The 21,842-nt window shown below is 29.7% G+C and carries 23 protein-coding genes; 22 read left to right on the top strand and 1 reads right to left on the bottom strand.

Going from position 1 to position 21,842, the window contains the following annotated elements:
- The first annotated feature begins 73 nt into the window (after nt 1-73).
- The 14 genes from alaS (at nt 74) to FGK85_RS01860 (ending at nt 14,047) form a co-directional block, all read left to right on the top strand.
- Nucleotides 74-2,707 carry an alanine--tRNA ligase gene (gene alaS, locus FGK85_RS01795; RefSeq protein WP_138203200.1) on the top strand — a complete coding sequence of 878 codons (2,634 nt, stop codon included), beginning with the start codon at nt 74-76 and terminating at the stop codon, nt 2,705-2,707.
- Nucleotides 2,708-2,796: 89 nt separating this feature from the next.
- Complete coding sequence (locus tag FGK85_RS01800) at nt 2,797-3,051, top strand: IreB family regulatory phosphoprotein (protein WP_138203202.1); 255 nt, start codon at nt 2,797-2,799, stop codon at nt 3,049-3,051.
- A 56-nt stretch (nt 3,052-3,107) separates the two neighbouring features.
- On the top strand, nt 3,108-3,518 hold the full coding sequence (gene ruvX, locus FGK85_RS01805; protein ID WP_138203203.1) for a Holliday junction resolvase RuvX: 411 nt from the start codon (nt 3,108-3,110) through the stop codon (nt 3,516-3,518).
- A 26-nt stretch (nt 3,519-3,544) separates the two neighbouring features.
- Nucleotides 3,545-3,805, top strand: a complete 261-nt coding sequence (locus FGK85_RS01810) for a DUF1292 domain-containing protein (protein ID WP_138203205.1) — start codon at nt 3,545-3,547, stop codon at nt 3,803-3,805.
- 114 nt (nt 3,806-3,919) lie between these two features.
- The gene (locus tag FGK85_RS01815) at nt 3,920-4,378 is read left to right on the top strand and encodes a Fur family transcriptional regulator (RefSeq protein ID WP_138203208.1); all 459 of its coding nucleotides are present in this window, start codon (nt 3,920-3,922) and stop codon (nt 4,376-4,378) included.
- Nucleotides 4,379-4,416: 38 nt separating this feature from the next.
- Nucleotides 4,417-6,084, top strand: a complete 1,668-nt coding sequence (locus FGK85_RS01820) for a ribonuclease J (RefSeq protein ID WP_138203210.1) — start codon at nt 4,417-4,419, stop codon at nt 6,082-6,084.
- Between the two features lie 22 nt (nt 6,085-6,106).
- A complete protein-coding gene (locus FGK85_RS01825; protein WP_138203212.1) occupies nt 6,107-6,457 on the top strand; it encodes a YlbF family regulator in 351 nt (116 codons plus the stop codon).
- Nucleotides 6,458-6,598: 141 nt separating this feature from the next.
- The gene (gene typA, locus FGK85_RS01830; RefSeq protein ID WP_138203214.1) at nt 6,599-8,428 is read left to right on the top strand and encodes a translational GTPase TypA; all 1,830 of its coding nucleotides are present in this window, start codon (nt 6,599-6,601) and stop codon (nt 8,426-8,428) included.
- A gap of 23 nt (nt 8,429-8,451) precedes the next feature.
- Entirely contained in the window at nt 8,452-9,453 is a 1,002-nt protein-coding gene (gene mltG / locus FGK85_RS01835) for an endolytic transglycosylase MltG (RefSeq protein ID WP_138203216.1), read from the top strand.
- 35 nt (nt 9,454-9,488) lie between these two features.
- Nucleotides 9,489-10,142, top strand: coding sequence for an O-methyltransferase (locus FGK85_RS01840; protein WP_138203218.1), 654 nt, complete (start codon nt 9,489-9,491; stop codon nt 10,140-10,142).
- Nucleotides 10,135-11,361 (top strand): peptidase U32 family protein, encoded by a 1,227-nt coding sequence (locus tag FGK85_RS01845; protein WP_138203220.1) that lies wholly within the window; start codon nt 10,135-10,137, stop codon nt 11,359-11,361. The genes FGK85_RS01840 and FGK85_RS01845 overlap by 8 nt, the downstream gene beginning before the upstream one ends.
- A complete protein-coding gene (gene udk / locus FGK85_RS01850) occupies nt 11,361-11,981 on the top strand; it encodes a uridine kinase (protein ID WP_138203222.1) in 621 nt (206 codons plus the stop codon). Before FGK85_RS01845 ends, udk begins: the two co-directional genes overlap by 1 nt.
- A gap of 123 nt (nt 11,982-12,104) precedes the next feature.
- Nucleotides 12,105-12,794: an RNA polymerase sporulation sigma factor SigK gene (gene sigK / locus FGK85_RS01855; protein ID WP_138203224.1), complete on the top strand. Its 690-nt coding sequence runs from the start codon at nt 12,105-12,107 to the stop codon at nt 12,792-12,794.
- 197 nt (nt 12,795-12,991) lie between these two features.
- Nucleotides 12,992-14,047 (top strand): type IV pilus twitching motility protein PilT, encoded by a 1,056-nt coding sequence (locus tag FGK85_RS01860; protein WP_138203226.1) that lies wholly within the window; start codon nt 12,992-12,994, stop codon nt 14,045-14,047.
- 26 nt (nt 14,048-14,073) lie between these two features.
- Here FGK85_RS01860 and FGK85_RS15235 read toward each other — a convergent pair whose 3' ends face one another.
- A complete protein-coding gene (locus FGK85_RS15235; protein WP_171011301.1) occupies nt 14,074-14,217 on the bottom strand; it encodes a hypothetical protein in 144 nt (47 codons plus the stop codon).
- A 226-nt stretch (nt 14,218-14,443) separates the two neighbouring features.
- Between FGK85_RS15235 and FGK85_RS01865 the strand changes: the two genes are divergently transcribed.
- From FGK85_RS01865 to nrdR, 8 genes are all read left to right on the top strand, one after another.
- Nucleotides 14,444-15,721, top strand: coding sequence for a glycosyltransferase family 2 protein (locus FGK85_RS01865; RefSeq protein WP_243122778.1), 1,278 nt, complete (start codon nt 14,444-14,446; stop codon nt 15,719-15,721).
- A gap of 226 nt (nt 15,722-15,947) precedes the next feature.
- Complete coding sequence (gene ftsA / locus FGK85_RS01870) at nt 15,948-17,219, top strand: cell division protein FtsA (RefSeq protein WP_138203228.1); 1,272 nt, start codon at nt 15,948-15,950, stop codon at nt 17,217-17,219.
- 15 nt (nt 17,220-17,234) lie between these two features.
- Nucleotides 17,235-18,350, top strand: coding sequence for a cell division protein FtsZ (gene ftsZ, locus FGK85_RS01875; protein WP_138203230.1), 1,116 nt, complete (start codon nt 17,235-17,237; stop codon nt 18,348-18,350).
- Between the two features lie 227 nt (nt 18,351-18,577).
- Complete coding sequence (gene spoIIGA / locus FGK85_RS01880) at nt 18,578-19,384, top strand: sigma-E processing peptidase SpoIIGA (protein ID WP_138203232.1); 807 nt, start codon at nt 18,578-18,580, stop codon at nt 19,382-19,384.
- A gap of 12 nt (nt 19,385-19,396) precedes the next feature.
- Entirely contained in the window at nt 19,397-20,104 is a 708-nt protein-coding gene (gene sigE / locus FGK85_RS01885; RefSeq protein WP_138203234.1) for an RNA polymerase sporulation sigma factor SigE, read from the top strand.
- Nucleotides 20,105-20,178: 74 nt separating this feature from the next.
- Nucleotides 20,179-20,952: an RNA polymerase sporulation sigma factor SigG gene (sigG, locus tag FGK85_RS01890; RefSeq protein WP_138203236.1), complete on the top strand. Its 774-nt coding sequence runs from the start codon at nt 20,179-20,181 to the stop codon at nt 20,950-20,952.
- A gap of 99 nt (nt 20,953-21,051) precedes the next feature.
- On the top strand, nt 21,052-21,303 hold the full coding sequence (locus FGK85_RS01895; protein ID WP_138203238.1) for a YlmC/YmxH family sporulation protein: 252 nt from the start codon (nt 21,052-21,054) through the stop codon (nt 21,301-21,303).
- Nucleotides 21,304-21,363: 60 nt separating this feature from the next.
- Nucleotides 21,364-21,819: a transcriptional regulator NrdR gene (gene nrdR / locus FGK85_RS01900; RefSeq protein ID WP_138203240.1), complete on the top strand. Its 456-nt coding sequence runs from the start codon at nt 21,364-21,366 to the stop codon at nt 21,817-21,819.
- The last annotated feature ends 23 nt before the right edge of the window (nt 21,820-21,842 follow it).

A 21,842-nucleotide genomic window follows, 5' to 3' on the forward strand; every position in this document is an offset into this window, starting at 1 on the left:
ATTTTATTTTTTTATGTTTTTAAGATGAATTAGTAAGATAATATAATTAAAGTTAAAAATAGGAGGAAATCGTATGAACAATATAGGATTAAACGAAATAAGAGAAGCTTATTTAAGTTTTTTTGAAAGTAAGCAACATTTGAGATTAAAAAGTTTTTCATTGGTACCTGAAAATGATAAGAGTTTACTTCTTATAAATGCAGGTATGGCACCACTGAAACCATATTTTACAGGACTTAAAACTCCACCAAATAAAAGAGTGACTACTTGTCAAAAATGCATAAGAACCGGAGATATTGAAAATGTAGGAAAAACATCAAGACACGCAACCTTCTTCGAGATGCTAGGAAACTTTTCTTTTGGTGATTATTTTAAAGAAGAAATTATTCCTTGGGCATGGGAATTTGTTACAGAGGTTTTGAAAATATCAAAGGATAAGCTATATGTAACTATATACTTAGATGATGATGAAGCATACGAAATTTGGAGTACAAAAACAGATATAGACCCTAAGAGAATATTTAGATTAGGAAAAGAAGATAATTTTTGGGAAATAGGTCAAGGACCTTGCGGACCATCATCAGAAATACATTTTGATAGAGGTACTGGAGAGATAAAAAATGCAGAGGAATTTGTAAAGGCATCAGAAGAGGATAGAGTTGTAGAGTTCTGGAATTTGGTTTTCACACAATTTGATAAAGATGAAGAAGGAAATTACAATAGATTATCTCATCCGAATATTGATACAGGTATGGGGCTTGAAAGAATTGCAACTATAATGCAAGGTGTTGACAATATATTTGAAATAGATACTATGAAGAATATATTAGACAATGTATGTGCACTATCTAAAGTTCAATACGGTAAAGACAAAGAAAAAGATGTATCCTTAAGAATAATAACTGATCATGTGAGAAGCGTTACTTTTATGATAAGTGATGGTATTCTTCCATCCAATGAAGGAAGAGGATACGTATTAAGAAGACTTTTAAGAAGGGCAGCAAGGCATGGAAGACTTCTTGGCATAAAGGATATATTCTTATATAAACTTTGCGATATAGTAATAAAGAATTCATCAGGTGCATACCCTGAGTTAAAAGAGAAAGAAGAATATATAAAGAAAGTAATTAAATTAGAAGAAGAAAGATTTTCTGAGACAATAGATTCAGGTATGGATATATTAAGAGCTTATATTGAGGAAACAAAAGAAAAAGGTAAAAAAATATTGAGTGGTGATAAGGGATTTAAATTATATGATACCTATGGGTTTCCAGTGGAACTTACAGAGGAAATACTTCAGGATGAAGGCATGAAACTGGATTTAGAAGGTTTTTCAAAGGAAATGACAGAGCAAAGGGAAAGAGCAAGAAATGCCAGAGAAAAATCAAATTACATGGGAGCAGATGATGGAATAATTAATAAAATACCATCAGAAATAGAAACTAAATTTAATGGATATAATAATTTAGAATTAACTTCAAAGGTTAAGTTAATAATAGGGGAAGAAGAATTTTTAAATAGCTTAACTGCCGATGGAATAGTAATTACAGAAGAGACTCCTTTCTATGCAGAAATGGGAGGACAAATTGGAGATAAAGGTATAATATTTAATTCAAAATTTAAGGGTGAAGTAGTAGATTGTAAGAAAAATATATCTGGTAAGATAATGCACTTTGTAAAGATTATTTCAGGTGAATTAAATGTTGAGGATGAAGTTACTCTTAAAGTTCATGAAGAATTAAGGAAAAATGTATGTAGAAATCATACAGCAACTCATATGCTTCATGAGGCATTAAGAGAGGTGCTAGGAGAACATGTTCATCAATCAGGATCATATGTGGATGAAGGGCGATTCAGATTTGACTTTACCCATTTTTCAGCTCTTACGGAAGAGGAAATAAAAAAGGTAGAGAATTTAGTTAATGAAAAAATAATGAAAGCAATGAGTGTAAATACGGAAGTAATGAATTTAGATGAGGCTAAAGAAAAAGGAGCTACGGCATTATTTGATGATAAATATTCAGAAGAAGTAAGAGTTGTTTCTGTAGGAGATTTCAGTCAAGAGTTATGTGGTGGTACTCATGTATCTAATACTGGAGAAATTGGATTGTTTAAAATATTATCTGAGACAGGCGTTGCATCTGGTATAAGAAGAATAGAGGGTATTACTTCATTTAAAGCTATAGAATTTGTGGAAGAAAAGAATAATACAATAAAAGTTATAGCTTCAATGTTTAAGTGCTCAGAAAAGGATATTTTAAGTAGAATAGAAAATCAAATATCAGAACTTAAAGAAAAAGAAAAAGAGTTAAATGCTTTAAAAAGCAAATTAGCAGGAAGTGCTAAAGGTGACATAGTAAATTCAGCAGTAGTTATTAATGGAGTTAAAGTTGCATCAGCTGTTTTAAAAGATGTGGATGCTAATGCTTTAAGAGATTTAGCAGAAGAAATAAGAACTGCTATTGAAGATGGAGTAGTGGTTTTAGGGTCTACATTAGATAATAAAGTACAATTTGTAGCTATGGCGTCTAAAAGTGTATTGAATAAAGGTGTTCACTGTGGTAACATAATTAAACAAGTAGCTAAAATAGCTGGAGGCGGTGGCGGAGGAAGACCAGATATGGCACAAGCTGGTGGAAAACTTCCAGAAAAAGTTGAAGAAGCTATTGGAAAGGTAAAAGATATAATAGAAGAATCTGTTAAATAGTATACTTTTTGATGGATTTGTTTTATAATGATATTAAGTTTAGATAATATAATTTATTCATAATGAACCATGAAGAAGAGGTGAGTTATATGGGAATTGATGAAAGAACTTTGCAATTTGACTTCCCTAAAGACAATGAGGAATTAACAAAAAATATTTTAAATGAAGTATATAAATCTTTATTAGAAAAAGGATATAATCCAGTAAATCAATTAGTGGGTTATCTAATATCTGGAGACCCTACTTATATAACTAATTATAATGGAGCTAGAGCCCTTATTAGAAAGTTAGAAAGAGATGAGATACTAGAAGAAGTACTAAAAGCTTATCTGGATATAAAATAAAAATGCCTTCAAAGGCATTTTTATTTTAACATTACATATACTAGAAGGAGAATAGAATGCGAATACTAGGCTTAGATATAGGAGATAGAACCATAGGAGTGGCTGTAAGTGATCCTTTAGGATGGATAGCTGGAGGAGTTACTACCATAAGAAGAAAAAACGAAGAATATGATTTGCAAGAGTTAGATAAAATATGTAGAGAGTATGAAGTGGAACTTATAGTATCAGGATTACCTAAAAATATGAATGGAACCTTAGGACCACAAAGTGAAAAAGTTCTTGAGTTTTGTGAAAAGATAAAAGAAAAAACAAACTTGCCAATAAAAATGTGGGATGAGCGATTGACTACTGTAGCTGCACATAAAGCTATGATAGAGGGTGACTTATCTAGGGCTAAAAGAAAAAAAATAGTTGATAAAATAGCTGCTATTTATATTTTACAAGGATATTTAGACAGTATAAGATAAATATAAATATGGAAGGATGATTAATAATGGATAATAACGTAGAAAAAATAACACTAAAAGATGAAGAAGGAAGAGACATAGAGTTTACTGTTATAACTAAATTAGATATTGAGAGTGATGAATATGTAATAGTTTCACCATCAGAGGATGAAGAAGAGGAAGCTATAGCATTAAAGATACAAAAGGATGAAAGTGGAGAAGAAGTGTTAGTTACTATAGATGATGAGGAAGAATTTGCAAGAGTGGCAGAAGCTTACGAATTAATATTCAGTGATGAAGAAATGTAGTAAAAAAGTTTAATAAGTGATAAATTATATTAATTAATAATATTATCAATTGACAATACCGATTTTAGATATTAAACTTATTATAAATAATATTTATGTAAGAGAGGTATTAAGATGGGTGAGATATTTCCGGAATTTATGGAAAAGTTAAAAATTGATTTAAAAAATAAGGGTTATAAGTTAACTCCTCAAAGAAGAGCAGTAGTTTCTATTATTATAGATAACGAGGGAAAACATTTAACAGCTGAGGAAATTTACGATTTGGTAAAAGAACAATGCCCTGAAATAGGCCTTGCCACAGTATACAGAACTGTACAGTTATTGGAGCAGTTAGGTGTTATAAGTAAATTAGAATTAGATGATGGATGTGCTAGATATGAGCTTGTTCATGAAGATGAAAATCATAAACATCATCATTTAATATGCACTAAATGTGGAAAGGTAACTGAAGTAAAGGATGATTTATTAGAGGATTTAGAAGGTAAAATTGAAGAAACATATAAATTTAAAATATATGACCATAGCTTAAAATTTTATGGATTATGTAGAAACTGCATTGATAATGATAAATAAATATTAATATATAAAATTATGAAAAGGAGGGTAGTACTTTGCGAAGAGAAAGTGATAAAATAAAAGTTATCCCATTAGGGGGAATGAATGAAATCGGAAAAAACTTAACAGCAATCGAATACAAAAATGAAATAATTGTAATAGATTGTGGTTTGCAGTTTCCAGATGATGAGATGTTTGGTATTGATTTAGTTATACCAGATGTAACTTACTTAATAAAGAATAAAGACAAAGTAAAGGGTATATTTTTAACCCATGGTCATGAAGACCACATAGGAGCTCTTCCATATGTACTTAAACAATTAAATGTACCGGTATACGGAACAAAGCTTACTATAGCTATAGTAGAAACTAAATTAAAGGAACACGGGTTATTAAGTTCCGTTGAACTTAGAAGGGTTCAACCGAAAGATGTGGTAAAACTAGACTTAATATCCATAGAATTTATTAGAACAAGTCACAGCATACCAGATGCTGTAGCTATAGCTATTCACACTCCACTAGGAGTAATACTTCATACAGGAGACTTTAAGATAGATTATACTCCTATTGATGGTGGGGTAGCAGATTTAGGTAGATTTGCGGAATTAGGTAAAAAAGGCGTAATTGCTATGCTAGCTGATAGTACTAATGTGGAAAGACCAGGATATACCATGTCAGAAAGTACCGTAGGAGAAGCCTTTACCAATATTTTTTCTACAGCAAAAGGAAGAATAATTGTGGCTACCTTTGCATCTAATGTGCACAGAATTCAACAAATAATTTCTGCTTCTTATAAGTATGGAAGAAAGGTTGCAGTTTCTGGAAGAAGTATGGAGAATATAGTTACGGTAGCTAGTGAACTAGGATATTTAGATTATATTGATGAAATTTTAATAAATATAGATGATATAAAAAGATATCCTGATGATAAAATAACTATAATAACAACTGGTAGTCAAGGGGAGCCTATGTCTGCTCTTTCTAGAATGGCTTCTTCAGAACATAGAAAAGTAGAAATTATGAAAGGTGACATGGTTATAATATCTGCAACACCTATACCAGGAAATGAGAAATTAGTTTCTAAGGTTATAAATCAACTGTTTAAAAAGGGTGCGGAAGTGATATATGAAAAATTAGCTGATGTGCATGTATCTGGACACGCATGTCAAGAAGAATTAAAGTTAATGCATACTTTAGTAAAACCTAAGAATTTTATACCTGCTCATGGTGAATACAGACACTTAAAGCAACATGCTGAATTGGCTATTAAACTAGGAATGCCAGAAGAAAATATAGTAATAGCACAAAATGGTGATATTGTAGAAATAACAAAATCAGCCATAAGAAAAAATGGAACAGTAATATCAGGTCAGGTATTTGTAGATGGATTAGGTGTAGGAGATGTTGGAAATATAGTGTTGAGAGATAGAAAGCATCTTTCACAGGACGGTATTTTAACAGTTGTAGTTACCATAGAAAAGGAATCAGGTGCTGTAATAGCTGGTCCGGATATAATATCTCGTGGTTTTGTCTATGTTCGTGAGTCAGAGGATCTAATGGAAGAAGCTAAGAAAATTGTGAGGAATGAGTTAAATGAATGTGAAAAAAATCATATAACAGAATGGGCTACAATTAAATCCAAAATAAAGGATTCCTTAAGATTATTCTTATATGAGAAGACAAAAAGAAAACCTATGATATTACCTATAATAATGGAAATATAGGTTATTGTGGGGGTGTTAAAAAATGAATATATATGACAAAGCACATGAATTTGCAAATTATCTTAAAGATTGTGATGAAGTAGTTAATTTTAGAGAAGCTTCAAAAAAAATTAAAGAAAATGAAGAAAATAAAAAAATGTTAAATCACTTGAGAAGTATTCAATTTAAAGCTTATTCAGAGCAGATGGAAAAAGGAGAAATATCAGCCGAGACAAAGCAGGAATTAGAAGGCTTAGGTGCTATTATATCAATGAATCCCGCTATAGGTGAATATGTCCAATATGAATACAAATTTGGACTTTTGTGGGAAGATATATTGAAAATATTAAATGATGCTGTAGGCATAGAAATGGATTTTCCACAAAATAAATAAAATATGTTAGTTGACTTTTTAAGTCTAAAATATTAGAATATAATTTGATGCGTTATATTATGTAAAATTGGATACTAAATTGTATCCAATTTTTTAATGTTAAAAATGGAAAAAAGTTGTAATATATTGGAGGAATTGCTAATGAACATATTTACTAGAAATGATATAAGGAATATAGCTATAATCGCCCATGTTGACCATGGTAAAACTACAATAGTAGATGCACTATTAAAACAAAGTAATGTATTTAGAGTTAATGAAAAAGTTGAAGAAAGAGTAATGGATTCTAACGAATTAGAAAAAGAGAGAGGAATAACTATATTAGCTAAAAATACCGCAGTAATGCATAATGGTATTAAGATTAATATAATTGACACTCCAGGACATGCGGATTTCGGGGGAGAAGTTGAGCGTGTTTTAAAAATGGTAGATAGTGTACTTTTGGTTGTAGATGCTTATGAGGGACCAATGCCTCAAACTAAGTTTGTGTTGAAAAAGGCTTTAGAGCTAAATTTAAAACCAATTGTAGTAATAAATAAAATTGATAAAAAAGATGCTAGAGCGGAGGAAGTAATTGACGAAGTTTTTGATCTTTTTGTTGAATTAGGGGCAGATGATGAACAACTTGACTTCCCTATAGTTTATTGTTCTGCAAAAGCAGGTATAGCAAAAAGAGAACTAGATGAAGATGGGGAAAGTATGGAACCATTATTTGATACAATAGTGAAGAATGTTAAATCACCAGAAGGTTATTTAGACAAGCCACTTCAAATGTTGGTAACTACTATAGATTACAATGAATATGTAGGTAAAATAGCTATTGGAAAGATAGAAAGAGGAAATATTAGAAAGAACCAACAGGTAGCTTTAGTTAGAAAAGATGGAAAAATAGAAAATGTTAAAGTAGCTAATTTATATGTATATAATGGATTAAATAGGCAAGAAGTAGAAGAAGCTTTATTAGGAGATATAGTTGCTGTATCAGGAATACCAGATATAAATATAGGAGAAACTATAGCAGATAGTAGCAATCCAGAAGCTCTTCCTTTTGTAGATATTGATGAACCTACTTTAACAATGAATTTTATGGTTAACAATTCACCATTTGCAGGTAAAGAAGGTGAATATGTAACTTCTAGACATTTAAGAGATAGACTTATGAAAGAATTGGAGACTAATGTAAGCTTAAAAGTTGAAGAAACAGATTCACCAGATTGCTTCAAAGTTAGTGGAAGAGGAGAACTTCACTTATCTATATTAATAGAAACTATGAGAAGAGAAGGATATGAATTCCAAGTATCAAAACCTAGTGTAATATTTAAAGAGAAAAATGGAAAAAAACAAGAGCCTATTGAGTATTTAACTATTGATGTTCCAGAGGAATTTATGGGTGTTGTTATGGAAAAGCTAGGACCAAGAAAAGCTGAGCTTGTTAATATGACTTCTGCTGTAAATGGATATACAAGATTAGAATTCAAAATACCAGCAAGAGGATTAATAGGATTTAGAAATGAATTTATGACTGATACAAAAGGTAACGGTATAATGAACCATGTTTTCTATGTATATGACGACTTTAAAGGTGAAATTCCAGGAAGAAGTAGAGGTTCACTAGTAGCTTTTGAGCAAGGTGAAGCAGTAACTTATGGATTATTTAATGCTCAAGAAAGAGGAACGTTATTCATACCTGCGGCAACAGATGTATATGAAGGAATGATAGTAGGTGAGTGTTCTAGAGCAGAAGATATAGATGTAAATGTATGTAAAAAGAAACATCTTTCAAATACAAGATCTTCAGGTTCTGATGATGCGTTAAGATTAACAACACCTAGAGCCATGAGTCTTGAAGAGTGTCTTGAATTTATAGCAGGAGATGAACTAGTTGAAATTACTCCTAAAACTATTAGAATGAGAAAAAGAGTATTACCTAGTGCAGAGAGAAAGAGAATGGTAGCTAGAAATAGAAATTAAAGTTTAAAATGGGGTGTGATTAGGTGAAAAAGAAGGTAGTAATTCTATTATTGTCTATAATTATTTTACTTACGGCTTCAATTTCTATTATAACTAAAAAGGTTAAATCACCATTTAAAGTTAAGGAAAATTATTTAGTAAATGTGGAAAATGGTGATACCTTTTATAAGGTATTAAATAAATTAAGTGATAAAGATCTTATTTTTAATGCTAATTTTATAAAAATATATGTAAAAGGCAAAAAAATAGATTTAACCACAAAACCAGGTAAATACTTAGTGAATAAAAATACATCTTTAGAAGAATTTATATATATGTTAAACAAGGGGAATAAAGAGCTAGAAGTACAGGTAACTATACCAGAAGGATATACAGTAGAGCAAATTGCAAAGCTTCTAGATGATAAAAAATTAGTAAAAAAAGATGAGTTTTTAAAAAAATGTAATGAATATAAATTACCAGAGTACATAAAAGTAGAAAAAAATATCAAATATCCTTTGGAAGGATATTTGTTTCCTGACACTTATCAATTTAAGAAAGATACAAGTGCTGAAAAAATAATAGATACTATGGTAAAAAGAATGGAAAAAGTATTAGAAGAGATAAAAAATGAAACGGGAATTGAAATAAAAGATGTACAGCAGAAAGTAATAATGGCGTCACTAATTGAAAAAGAGGCTAGGGTTGACAGTGATAGGAGTAAAATTGCTTCTGTTATAGAAAATAGGCTAAAAAAGGATATGAAGCTTCAAATTGATGCCACCGTATTATACGCCCTTGGTAAACACAAAGAGGTGGTAACTATTAAAGATACTAAAATAGAATCACCTTATAATACATATTATGTAAAGGGATTGCCAGTAGGACCTATATGTAGTCCTGGAAAAGAATCCTTAGTGGCAACAGTAAAACCTGAGAAGACTGATTATTTATTTTATCTATATAAAAAAGATGCTTCAAAAGAGCATTACTTTACAAATAACTATGAAGATTTTAAAAATGCAATGAATAAATATGGATATTAATAAAATAGAACTAGGTATTATTTGGAGGAATTTACATGAGTGGTATTACTTATGATTATATTGAAAACTATTTAAGAGAAATTATTCCAAACAGGGAAGGAATACTTAGTGAACTAGAGGCATTTGCTATGGAAAACTCTGTTCCTATTGTTCAGAATGAAACTGCTCAATTTTTAGAGCTTATGATTAAACTTAAAAAGCCTAAAAGAATTCTAGAGCTAGGAACTGCAATAGGATATTCTTCGATTTTAATGTGTTTAAGTTCTAGTGAGAATGTGCACATAGATACAATTGAACGGGATGAAAAAATGATTAATTTAGCTAAAATTAATATTGTAAAGTCTGGATTTGAAGAGAATATTAACTTAATACAGGGAGAATGTCTTGAAGCACTAGAAGGCTTAAATGGAAAATATGATTTAATATTTATGGATGCTGGAAAAGGACATTATAATCACTTTTTACCTCATTGTTTAAGATTATTAGAAAAAGATGGTTTAATAGTAGCTGACAATGTACTTTTTAGGGGTATGGTAGCTACAGATGAATTAGTAAAACGTAGAAAGATAACCATAGTTAAGAGAATGAGAGAGTATTTACAAATGGTAAATGGAGAAGAACTTTTAACATCTGTAATACCTATGGGTGATGGAATAGCAATTACAGTAAGGAGGGAGAAGAATGAATAAACCTGAAATTTTAGCTCCGGCGGGTAATTTAGAAAAACTTAAGGCAGCCATAGACTTTGGAGCAGATGCAGTATACCTAGGAGGAAGTAAGTTAAATTTAAGAGCTTTTGCTGACAATTTTTCCAATGATCAGTTAAAAGAAGGAATAAAATATGCACATGATAGAGGAAAAAAAGTTTATGTAACTTTAAATGTTTTTCCTCATAACGAAGATTTAGATGGATTAGAGGATTATTTAAAAGAACTTTATAATATAAAGGTTGATGCTATAATAGTTTCAGATCCTGGGATAATAATGACAGCTAGAGAAGTAGTTCCAGACTTGGAATTACATTTAAGCACGCAAGCTAATAATGTAAATTGGAAGTCTGCTTTGTTTTGGTACAAACAAGGTGTTAAAAGAATAGTATTAGCTAGAGAATTATCTTTAGAGGAAATAAAAGAAATTAAGAACAAAGTTCCAGAGGGATGCGAAATAGAGATATTTATTCATGGATCTATGTGCATGGCATATTCAGGAAGATGCTTGCTTTCAAATTATTTAACTGGTAGAGATTCAAATAGAGGTCAGTGTGCTCAGCCATGTAGATATAAATATTATTTAATGGAAGAAATGAGACCAGGAGAATATTATGAGATAAAAGAAGACCAAAAGGGCACATATATAATGAATTCTAAAGATATGTGTATGATAGAGTATATACCGGAATTAGTTAGCTTAGGAGCTAGTTCTTTAAAGATAGAAGGAAGAATGAAGAGTGCTTTTTATGTAGCTTCTGTAGTGAAGGCTTACAGGCAGGCAGTGGATGAATATTTTAAAGACCCATCTAATTACAAGTTTGATGAAAAGTGGATGGAGATACTTATGAAACCTAGTCATAGGAAGTATTATACAGGATTCTATTTTAATGATGAAAATAAACAAGAATATGAATCATCTTCTTATATAAGAGATTATGATATAGTAGGTGTAGTTAGAGAATATAATCAGGAAACTGGGTTGGCAGTCATAGAGCAAAGAAATAAATGCTATGATGGCGATAAGGTTGAAATTTTAAAACCTCATGGAGATAATGAAGAAATAATATTAGAGGATATGAGAGATATAAAAGGCAATAAAATTGAATCTGCTCCTTCTGCACAGATGCTTTTTACTGTTAGGATGGACAGGAATATAGAGAAAAATTCTATGATTATAAAAGCTAAGGAGGAGAAGTGATGAATCGCCCAGTTTTAATTGGAATTTCTGGAGGAACAGGCTCGGGAAAAAGTACTATTGCTCAGGAGATCTATAGAAAGTTTGGAGAAGAATGCATAGCTATGATAGAGCAGGATTCTTATTATAAAGATCAAACTAATTTGTCTATGGAAGAAAGAGTTAAGACTAACTATGATCATCCAGATGCCTTTGATACTACTTTATTAATAAATCAATTGAGATATTTAATAGAAGGAAAAAATATAGAAAAACCTATATATGATTTTTCACTTCATACTAGAAAAGAAGAAAGTATAAAAGTAGAACCTAGGGATATAATTATTGTAGAAGGTATATTAGTATTTCAAGATGAAGAACTTAGAAATATGATGGATATAAAAATTTATGTAGACACAGATGCGGATGTTAGAATAATTAGAAGATTGGTAAGAGACATAAATGAAAGAGGAAGAACTGTGCAATCAGTTATTGATCAATATTTAAATGTGGTAAGACCTATGCACATGCAGTTTACGGAACCTACTAAAAGGTATGCAGATATAATAATACCTGAAGGCGGTCATAATAAAGTAGCAATTGATATTATTACTGCAAAAGTAAAACAATTATTAAATAAATAAAAAAAATCAGTTTTGTAATTTTTACAAAACTGATTTTTTTTATAATATAAATATGTACATGCACTTTTCTCCAAATAGTTCATATTATAGTAATAAGCACTGTTAGGAGGAATTTTACTGTATATGAGTAATTTAATAGAAATGTTAAGTAGCGTTACTTTTCTTATAGCTTATGTTACTAATAATACCTTTCCAAAACCACTAAGTCAAAAGGAAGAAAAATACTATTTAGAGAAACTAAAGGAAGGAGATGCATTAGCAAAAAATATATTAGTTGAAAGAAATTTAAGATTAGTGGCCCACATTGTAAAAAAATATTCTTATCCAAATAAAGAAGTGGATGATTTGATATCTATAGGTACTATAGGACTTATAAAAGCAATAGATTCATTTGATAGTAGTAAGGGAACTAGATTAGCTACCTATGCAGCTAGATGCATAGAAAACGAGATATTAATGCTTATAAGAAACAATAAAAAAACTAAATCTGAGGTATATCTTCAAGATCCAATAGGGGTGGATAAGGAAGGAAATGAAATATCTCTCATGGATGTATTAAGTAGCGACGAGGATTCAATAGTAGAGATAGTTCAAAGTAAAATACAAATTAAAAAATTATATAGTAAAATTGAAGAAGTATTGCAGGGAAGGGAAAAGTTTATAATAAAGATGCGTTATGGGTTAGAGGATGGTAAGCCTAAAACCCAGAGAGAAATTGCAAGGCAGTTAGGTATATCACGTTCTTATGTGTCTAGACTAGAAAAAAGAGCATTAAGAAAATTATATAAAGAGTTAAAATACTATAATAATTAGATAAATGAAGTAAAATTATAAATAAAATAAAAAAAATTATAAAAAAATGTACCAAATAGACGAATATAGTATATAATGATAAAGAGAAAAGTATGGTTAAATTTGCTTTTTATATTAAAAAATACTTTATATAGAAGGAATAAGTTAATGTAATGAAAAACTTAGTGATAAATAATTAATCAACGGAGGTATGTAAATTGAAGACATTAAATGACTTATTAAAAATAACTGTAAAGAACAACTCATCAGATTTACATTTGACCGTGGGGATTCCGCCTACTATGAGAGTTAATGGGAATTTAGTTATGTTAGAATGTGAAAAATTAAATGGAAAAGAAACAGAGGATTTTGCAAAAGAAATTTTAGGTGATTTATATGAGGAATACTTAAAAAAAGGCGAAATGGATACATCTTATTCAATTTCAGGAGTTGGAAGGTTTAGAGTAAATATATATAAGCAAAGGGGAAGCACTGCTATTGCTATAAGAGTTGTGGGTTTAAAAATTCCAAGTTTAGATGAACTTCAGATGCCTGATGTAATTCGTGAAATGACTAGTAAGCAGAGAGGATTAGTATTAGTAACAGGGCCAACGGGTAGTGGAAAGAGTACTACATTAGCTGCTATGGTAAATGAAATTAATAATACTAGATCAGCTCATATAGTAACCTTAGAGGAGCCTATTGAGTTCTTACATAAACACAATAAATCTATTATAAATCAAAGGGAAATAGGAAAAGATACTTTAGACTATAGAAACGCACTTAGGGCAGTTTTAAGAGAAGATCCAGATGTAATATTAGTAGGTGAAATGAGGGATTTAGAAACTATATCCATTGCTCTTACGGCAGCAGAAACAGGACATTTAGTGCTATCTACTTTACATACTATAGGAGCTGCTAAAACCATTGACAGAATAATTGATGTTTTTCCACCTCATCAGCAACAACAAATTAAAGTTCAATTATCAGCAGTGATACAGGGAATAATTTCCCAACAATTAGTACCTAAAATTGATGAAAGTGAAAGGATTGCAGCTTTAGAAATAATGGTAGCAACTCCTGCAATACAAAATTTAATAAGAGAAGGAAAGACATATCAGATACAGTCATCTATGCAAACTGGGGCAAAATATGGCATGAAAACTATGGATATGTCCTTAGTACAGTTATATAAAAATAAAAAAATAAGTTATGAAACGGCTTTGACATACTCTGCAGATAAGGAAATATTAATAAGAATGCTTTCCATGTAATGAAGACCTGAAAGGGTCTTTTTTTATTAAAATGTATCGTAGTCTAAGAATTTAAGAGAGAAAGTTCCTAATTTGTTTCTAGAAGAGATGTTTTTATTTTTTTTGCTATTGTGGGAATGATTTGGTGATTTGGATTTTGGTGAATTTTTTGTACTTTTTCGGGAATCCATAAATATCCTCCTTTATAATTATTGTATATATATCTATATTATATAGTATACTACTATAAAGGAAGGAGTTCAACGTAATTGTTTCATTGTATGCAAAATTCAAAATATTTTAATATTTTATTAATAATTAATAAGAATTAATATATTTTAAGTGAATTGTTAAAAATACTATAGTAATTAAAGAGGATTTGTGCTAAAATATCTTTTGAATTAGGGGGGATTTCTTGTGATTATTTTTAAATGGATCATAAGCGCATTATCAAAAACTTTTACAGAAGTTGTATTTATAATCTCCATGTATTATTTATGTATATCATTTTTTGGAATTTGGAGAAAGAAAGATAGTAAAGAGGTACAACCTGAAAAGAGATTTGCACTAATAGTAGCAGCGCATAATGAAGAAGTCGTTATTGAAGATATTGTTTTAAGTTTGAGAATGCTGGATTATCCAAATGAATTGTATGATATTTTTGTTATAGCAGATAATTGTGAAGATAAAACAGCTTCAAGAGCAAGAAAAGCAGGTGCATTAGTATTTGAAAGATTTGACGATGAAAAAAGAGGAAAAGGTTATGCATTGGAGTGGATTTTTAATATAATATTCAAAAAAATGGATAAAAAATACGATGCAGTAGCGGTATTTGATGCAGACAATCTTGCTTCTAAAAATTTTTTAAAGGAAATGAATAAAAAATTATGCGAAGGTTTTAAGGTAGTACAAGGATATTTAGATAGTAAAAACCCAAAGGATACTTGGATAACAGGTAGTTATTCCATATCATTTTGGGCAGCAAACAGAATGTTCCAGCTTTCAAGGAGCAATTTAGGATTATCTAATCAGCTAGGTGGTACAGGATTCTGTATAGATACCGAAGTATTGAAGGAACTTGGATGGGGTGCAACTTGTCTAACAGAAGATTTGGAGTTCTCATGTAAGTTAGTGTTAAATGGCTATAAGGTTGGTTGGGCTCATGATGCTATAATATATGATGAAAAACCTTTGACATTGAAACAGTCTTGGAGTCAGCGAAGAAGATGGATGCAAGGTTTTGCTGATGTATCTAGTAGATATTTCTTTAAATTAATGAAAAGATTCATTAAAAAGCTTGATTTAAAGGCTCTTGATTGTGCTTTGTATAGTATACAGCCAATAGTTATAATCTTAGTTGGAATATCTATGTTAATATCTGGTGCAAAATATTTTATGAATGCTTATGACATAATAGCTAATTTTGATACGGTTGTATATTCAGTAAATATAAATATGATTACTATAGCCGCAGTACTTTTAGGTATATTACAGTTTATATATACACCTTTTATTCTTATTTTAGATAAAAAACTAGAACCTAAAATATTTTGGTATTATATAATATATCCAATATATACCATAACGTGGCTTCCAATATCTATTCAAGGAATCGTTAAGAAAAATGATAAGGAATGGTCACATACATTACATACTAGGAGTATAAAAATAACTGATTTAGAAAAGGTTAATTAAAAAAGAGAAAACTTAGTTTTCTCTTTTTTTATTGTTTTAATGAGATAACTTATTAAATTAAATCTAATTGAATTTTTATTAAAAGTAATTAACATTCATATTTTTTATGATATAATTTAAATTATATAGGGATATGAAGAAAAAGTATGCTGTTTTAAAAGGAAAAATACTTTTTGTGTTGAATATATTAGTTTAAGATGGTCTCTTAAGGAGGGAAAAGACATAAATGAATGATTACTTAGTTGGAATTGATATAGGATTCTCTAAAGTATGTGCTGCAGTAGGCAAATTAGACAAGTATGGTCAAATTAATATAATAGGGGTAGCTTCAGCTAAAAATAGTGGATTAAAACGTTCTATAGTAGTTGATATAGACGAAACTGCTAATTCTATAAAGGAATGTATAGAGCAATTGCAAAGAATGATAGATATTAGAATAAAGGATGCATATGTATCTTTGGCTGGAGAAGTTTGTGAGCTTATTTATAACAAGGGTGTTGTAGCTGTTTCTTCTGATGAGAGAGAAATTCAGAAAAAAGATGTGGATAGAGCTATAGAATCTGCTAAACTTATAAATATACCCTCCGATAAGGAAATAGTAGGTATAATACCACTACAGTACATAGTAGATGGATATGAAAGTATAAAAGATCCTATTGGAATGAATGGGTTTAGATTAGAAGTTGAAAGTCAAATCATTACAACTAATACCACTGTAATAAATAATTTAATAAAAAGTATTAATAGAGCAGGAATAAATATATCTGGATTGGTATTACAACCACTAGCATTATGGCAGGCAGTTTGTGATGAAGAAGCTGGACAACTTAAAAATGTTATAGTTGATGTAGGTGCAGAGAACACTCGTATTTCAATATTTAAAAAGGGTGTTTTAATAAAAACAGAGGTAGTTCCTCTTGGTGGAAATAATATAACCAATGATATTTCTATATGTTTAAAAATTCCTTATTTAGATGCAGAAGAACTTAAGCTTAAATATGGAAATTTGAATGTAAATGGAAATGAAGAAAATAAAAAGTTGAAAATTAATTCTCAATATGGAAGTAATATTGAGGTTGATTATGTAATATTAAATCAAATAATGAAGGCAAGAGTAGAAGAAATTTTGCTATTTGTCAAGAAAAAGCTTATGGATACAGATGTTTATAATGAAATAAGCGATATTGTTTTAGTAGGTGGTGGTATTTCATTATTTTATGGAATTGAAAAATTGGGGAGAGAAGTGTTTGGTAAAAATATAAGAATAGGAACTGTTGATTTTACCGGTGCGGACAATCCTATGTATACTGCAGCTGTAGGAATAGTAAAAGATGTAGGATACAGTTTAAGAGAAGCAAAAAATATGCAAGAAGAAAATAATGTTTTTGAAGGAAAAGTTTCTGATAGAACAAGAATTAAAAAAGACGAAGATTCATTTGAAAATGGTAATAAAAAATTTTTAACAAAAATACGTGATTTTTTAACGGATTTCTTTTAATGAGGAGGTATTATTGTGCTAGATTTTGATGTAGATGTTCAGCAATTTGCTCAAATAAAGGTAATAGGTTGTGGCGGCGGAGGAAACAATGCGGTCAACAGAATGATAGTAGAAGGATTAAGAAATGTTGAATTTATAGCTATAAATACAGACAAGCAGGCTTTAATGTTATCTCAAGCTTCGCAAAAGATTCAGATAGGCGATAAATTAACAAAAGGGCTTGGAGCTGGTGCTAATCCTGAAATTGGACAAAAGGCAGCAGAGGAAAGTAAAGATGAAATTTCTCAAGCTATTAAAGGCGCAGATATGGTATTTATAACAGCTGGTATGGGCGGCGGCACAGGTACTGGTGCAGCTCCGGTAGTTGCGGAAATAGCTAAATCAATGGGTATATTGACTGTTGGAGTAGTAACAAAACCATTTCCTTTTGAGGGAAGAAAGAGAATGATTCATGCAGAAATGGGAATTAAAAATTTAAAAGATAGAGTTGATACACTTGTTACTATACCAAACGAAAGATTATTAACAATGGTTGATAAAAAGACTTCTTTAATGGATTCTTTTAAATTAGCGGATGATGTATTAAAACAAGGTGTACAAGGTATATCTGATTTAATAACTATACCTGGACTTGTAAATTTGGACTTTGCAGATGTTAGGACTATTATGTTAGACAGGGGACTTGCTCACATGGGAGTTGGTAGAGGAACTGGAGATAACAGAGCTCAGGAAGCTGCAAAGCAAGCTATATCTAGTCCTTTACTAGAAACTTCTATAGTAGGTGCCACTGGAGTTTTATTAAACATAACTGGCGGTGGAGATTTAGGATTGTTAGAGATAAATGAAGCTGCAGGAATAGTTCAAGAAGCAGCAGATCCAGAAGCTAATATAATTTTTGGTGCTGTTATTGATGAAAATTTAAAAGATGAATTAAGAATTACTGTAATTGCAACAGGATTTGAGCAAGAAAAAATTAATGCTCAAAATAGTTTTTCCGCTGAAAAGGACTTTGGCATTTTTTCTCCAAATGGAAGAAACAATGCTAAAACAGCTACAGATGAGGTAGCTTCAGATAAAAACTGTCCCAATGATGATTTAGAAATACCTACTTTTTTAAGAAGAAATAGATAAAAGTAATAGCTAAATATTCAAGTGAAAAAGTGTCTTAGGACACTTTTTTTATTTTATAAACAAATTTAGTATTTTGTTTTTATACTCAAATATATACGAGTTATGTTTATATTTATATAAAAATAATTTTATATAGGGAAAATAGTATAATAAAAAAAATATTCTATGTTATAAAATGACAAAATTTTAATATATAAACATATATAATATGTTTAGGGGTGTTAAATTTGATTGTATATGTAGATGTTATTTTTATAGAAAATTTAATAGTAAATTTATTTTTTTTATATATAACAGCATCCACAGTTAAAACAAAAATATATTTTAGAAGATTAATTATTGCTTCTTCAATTGGAGCTTTTTATGTAGTTATTATTTTATATTTAAAATCCAATTTTTTGAGCTTTTTACCCTTTAAAATATTTATAGCCCTATTAATGATAGTAATAGCTTATGGGGCTAAGTCAATTAGGTTTATTTTAAAAGCATTAGTAATTTTTATTGCCTATTCTATGCTTTTAGCAGGAATATGTTTATTTTTTCAAATGAACAATAAAGAATTATGTAATTTTAATGGAATATTTTTAGATGATTTTTCTTATAAAAAGTTAATTTTATCTTCTATGATAATATATATTTTTATAAATAGAATAATTGCATATGTTAAAGATAGAAAAATAATTAAAAACCTCATATACAATGTAGAGATAGTTACTGATAGATATAATAAATTAATAAAAGCTTTTCTAGATACAGGAAATGAACTTAGAGAACCTGTTACAAACTTACCAGTTATAGTGGTAGAAAAGAATCAGATTCCATATGTGGAAAATAACAAAGACAAACTCTATATATCCTATAAATTTGTAAATGGTGAGTGTGGTAGAATGGAGGCATTTAAACCCGTATACATAAATATTTATAGGGAAGGTTTTAAAGAAGAAAAAAAGCAAGTTATTATTGCTTTATGTGATAATAAATTAAGTAAAGATAATGACTACAATGCGTTACTATCAAGGGGAATATTTGAGTGATGGGGGGATATTATGTTCAAAATAAAAGTACTACTAAATCATTTATTAAGCAAGTTTAAAATATTTATAAAAAAGGTATATTACATAGGAGGAAGTGATGCCCTTCCTCCTCCTCTTACTAAAGAAGAAGAAGAGGAACTTGTAAACAAATTAATGTTAGGAGATGAAAGTGTTAGAAGTACATTAATCGAGAGAAATTTACGATTGGTTGTATATATTGCACGAAAATTTGAAAATACAGGAATAAGTATTGAGGATTTGATATCTGTAGGAACTATAGGACTTATAAAAGCAGTAAATACTTTTGATCCAAGAAAAAATATAAAATTAGCTACCTATGCATCTAGATGCATAGAAAATGAAATATTAATGTATTTAAGACGTAACAGCAAGGTGAAAGCTGAAATATCCTTCTATGAGCCTTTAAATATTGATTGGGATGGTAATGAGCTGCTTCTTTCTGATATATTAGGATCAGATAGTGATGAAGTATATGAACTTATTGAAGAGGAAATTGATAAACAATTACTTCTTTTAGCTATGAAAAAATTAAATACCCGAGAAAAAGAAATAGTAAAAATGAGATTCGGGTTAAATGGAAAGAAGGAGAGAACGCAAAAGGAAGTTGCAGATTCCCTTGGTATATCTCAATCTTATATATCTAGATTGGAAAAAAGGATAATTAAAAAATTAAAAAAAGAGATTAGTAGAATGTTATAGTTTGTCTATTAGTATAAAAATCGCCCACAAAGGAAATAATTAAAATGCGAGTATAACAAAGGGGCGAGAATATTATGATGGTAAACAAAGTAGAAATATGTGGAGTAAACACAGCAAAATTACCTATACTTAAGGAAGAAGAAATGAAACAAATGCTTATTAAAATGAAGGATGGTGATAATGAATTTAGAGAAAAGTTTATAAAGGGAAATTTACGTTTAGTACTCAGTGTTATACAAAGGTTTAATAATAGAGGAGAAAATGCAGATGATTTATTCCAAGTTGGTTGTATAGGCCTTATAAAGGCCATAGATAACTTTGATTTAAATCAAAATGTTAAGTTTTCAACCTATGCTGTTCCTATGATAATTGGAGAAATAAGAAGGTATTTGAGAGATAATAATTCAATAAGAGTAAGCAGATCATTAAGGGATATAGCTTATAAGGCACTACAGGTAAGGGATAGATTGATTGCTCATAATAATAAGGAACCTACCATATCAGAAATAGCTAAGGAATTGGAAATGCCAAGAGAAGAAGTAGTATTTGCCTTAGATGCTATTCAAGATCCAGTGTCACTGTTTGAACCTATATACCATGATGGTGGAGATGCAATATACGTTATGGATCAAATAAGTGATAATAAAAATTACGATGAAAATTGGCTAGAAGATATATCTATAAAAGAAGCTATGAAAAAATTGAATGGAAGAGAAAAACTTATATTGTCACTTAGGTTTTTTCAAGGAAGAACGCAAATGGAAGTAGCAGAGGAAATAGGTATTTCTCAAGCACAAGTTTCAAGGCTGGAAAAAACAGCTCTTAAACATATGAGAAAATACATATAAATTTATGGGTAGATAAAAATCTACCCTTTTTATTTATGACATATTTTAATAAATATTTCATAGATATTTATTAAAATAAACTTTTGGGGAGGGAAATATATGTTTTCTATGAATAATTTAAAAATGATGGAGATAATAGATATAGATTCTGGAGCTAAACTTGGATTTATAAAGGATTTTAAAATAGATACAGAGGACTATAAAGTTATATCCATAATATTGCCAGGAGAAAAAGGAACATGGTTTAGTAAAAATGAAGATTTAGAAATCCCTTGGGAATATATAAAAAAGATAGGTGTAGATGTAATATTGATACAGAGCCCTAAAGGACTATTAATAGATGAACAGTAGAATTTTTAATAAAATAGTGTATAATATAGTTATTATAATATTATAAGGAGGGCGTGTATAGTGAAGTGTCCGTATTGTGGATATGAAGAGAGCAAGGTTGTAGATTCTAGATCCACCGATGATAATACAGCTATAAGAAGAAGAAGAGAATGTTTAAGTTGCAGTAAAAGATACACTACTTATGAAAAAATAGAAGATATCCCAATTTTAGTAGTAAAAAAAGATTCTAGCAGGGAATATTTTGATAAAACTAAAATAGTAGCGGGACTTATTAAAGCATGTCAAAAAAGACCGGTGTCAAGAGCTCAAATAGAAGAAATAGCAGATGAAGTAGAAAAGGTTTTAAGCAATCAGATGATTACAGAAGTTAAGTCAGATTTAATCGGAGAAATTATTATGAAAAAATTAAAAGATGTAGATGAAGTAGCCTATGTTAGATTTGCATCTGTATATAGACAATTTAAGGATATTAATACTTTTATGGAAGAAATAAAGAGCTTAATGTACAACAAATAAAATCTATTTTAAATTAAATGAAT

Origin of the sequence: Haloimpatiens lingqiaonensis (assembly GCF_901447495.1) — a bacterium.
Lineage (GTDB): Bacteria > Bacillota > Clostridia > Clostridiales > Clostridiaceae > Haloimpatiens > Haloimpatiens lingqiaonensis.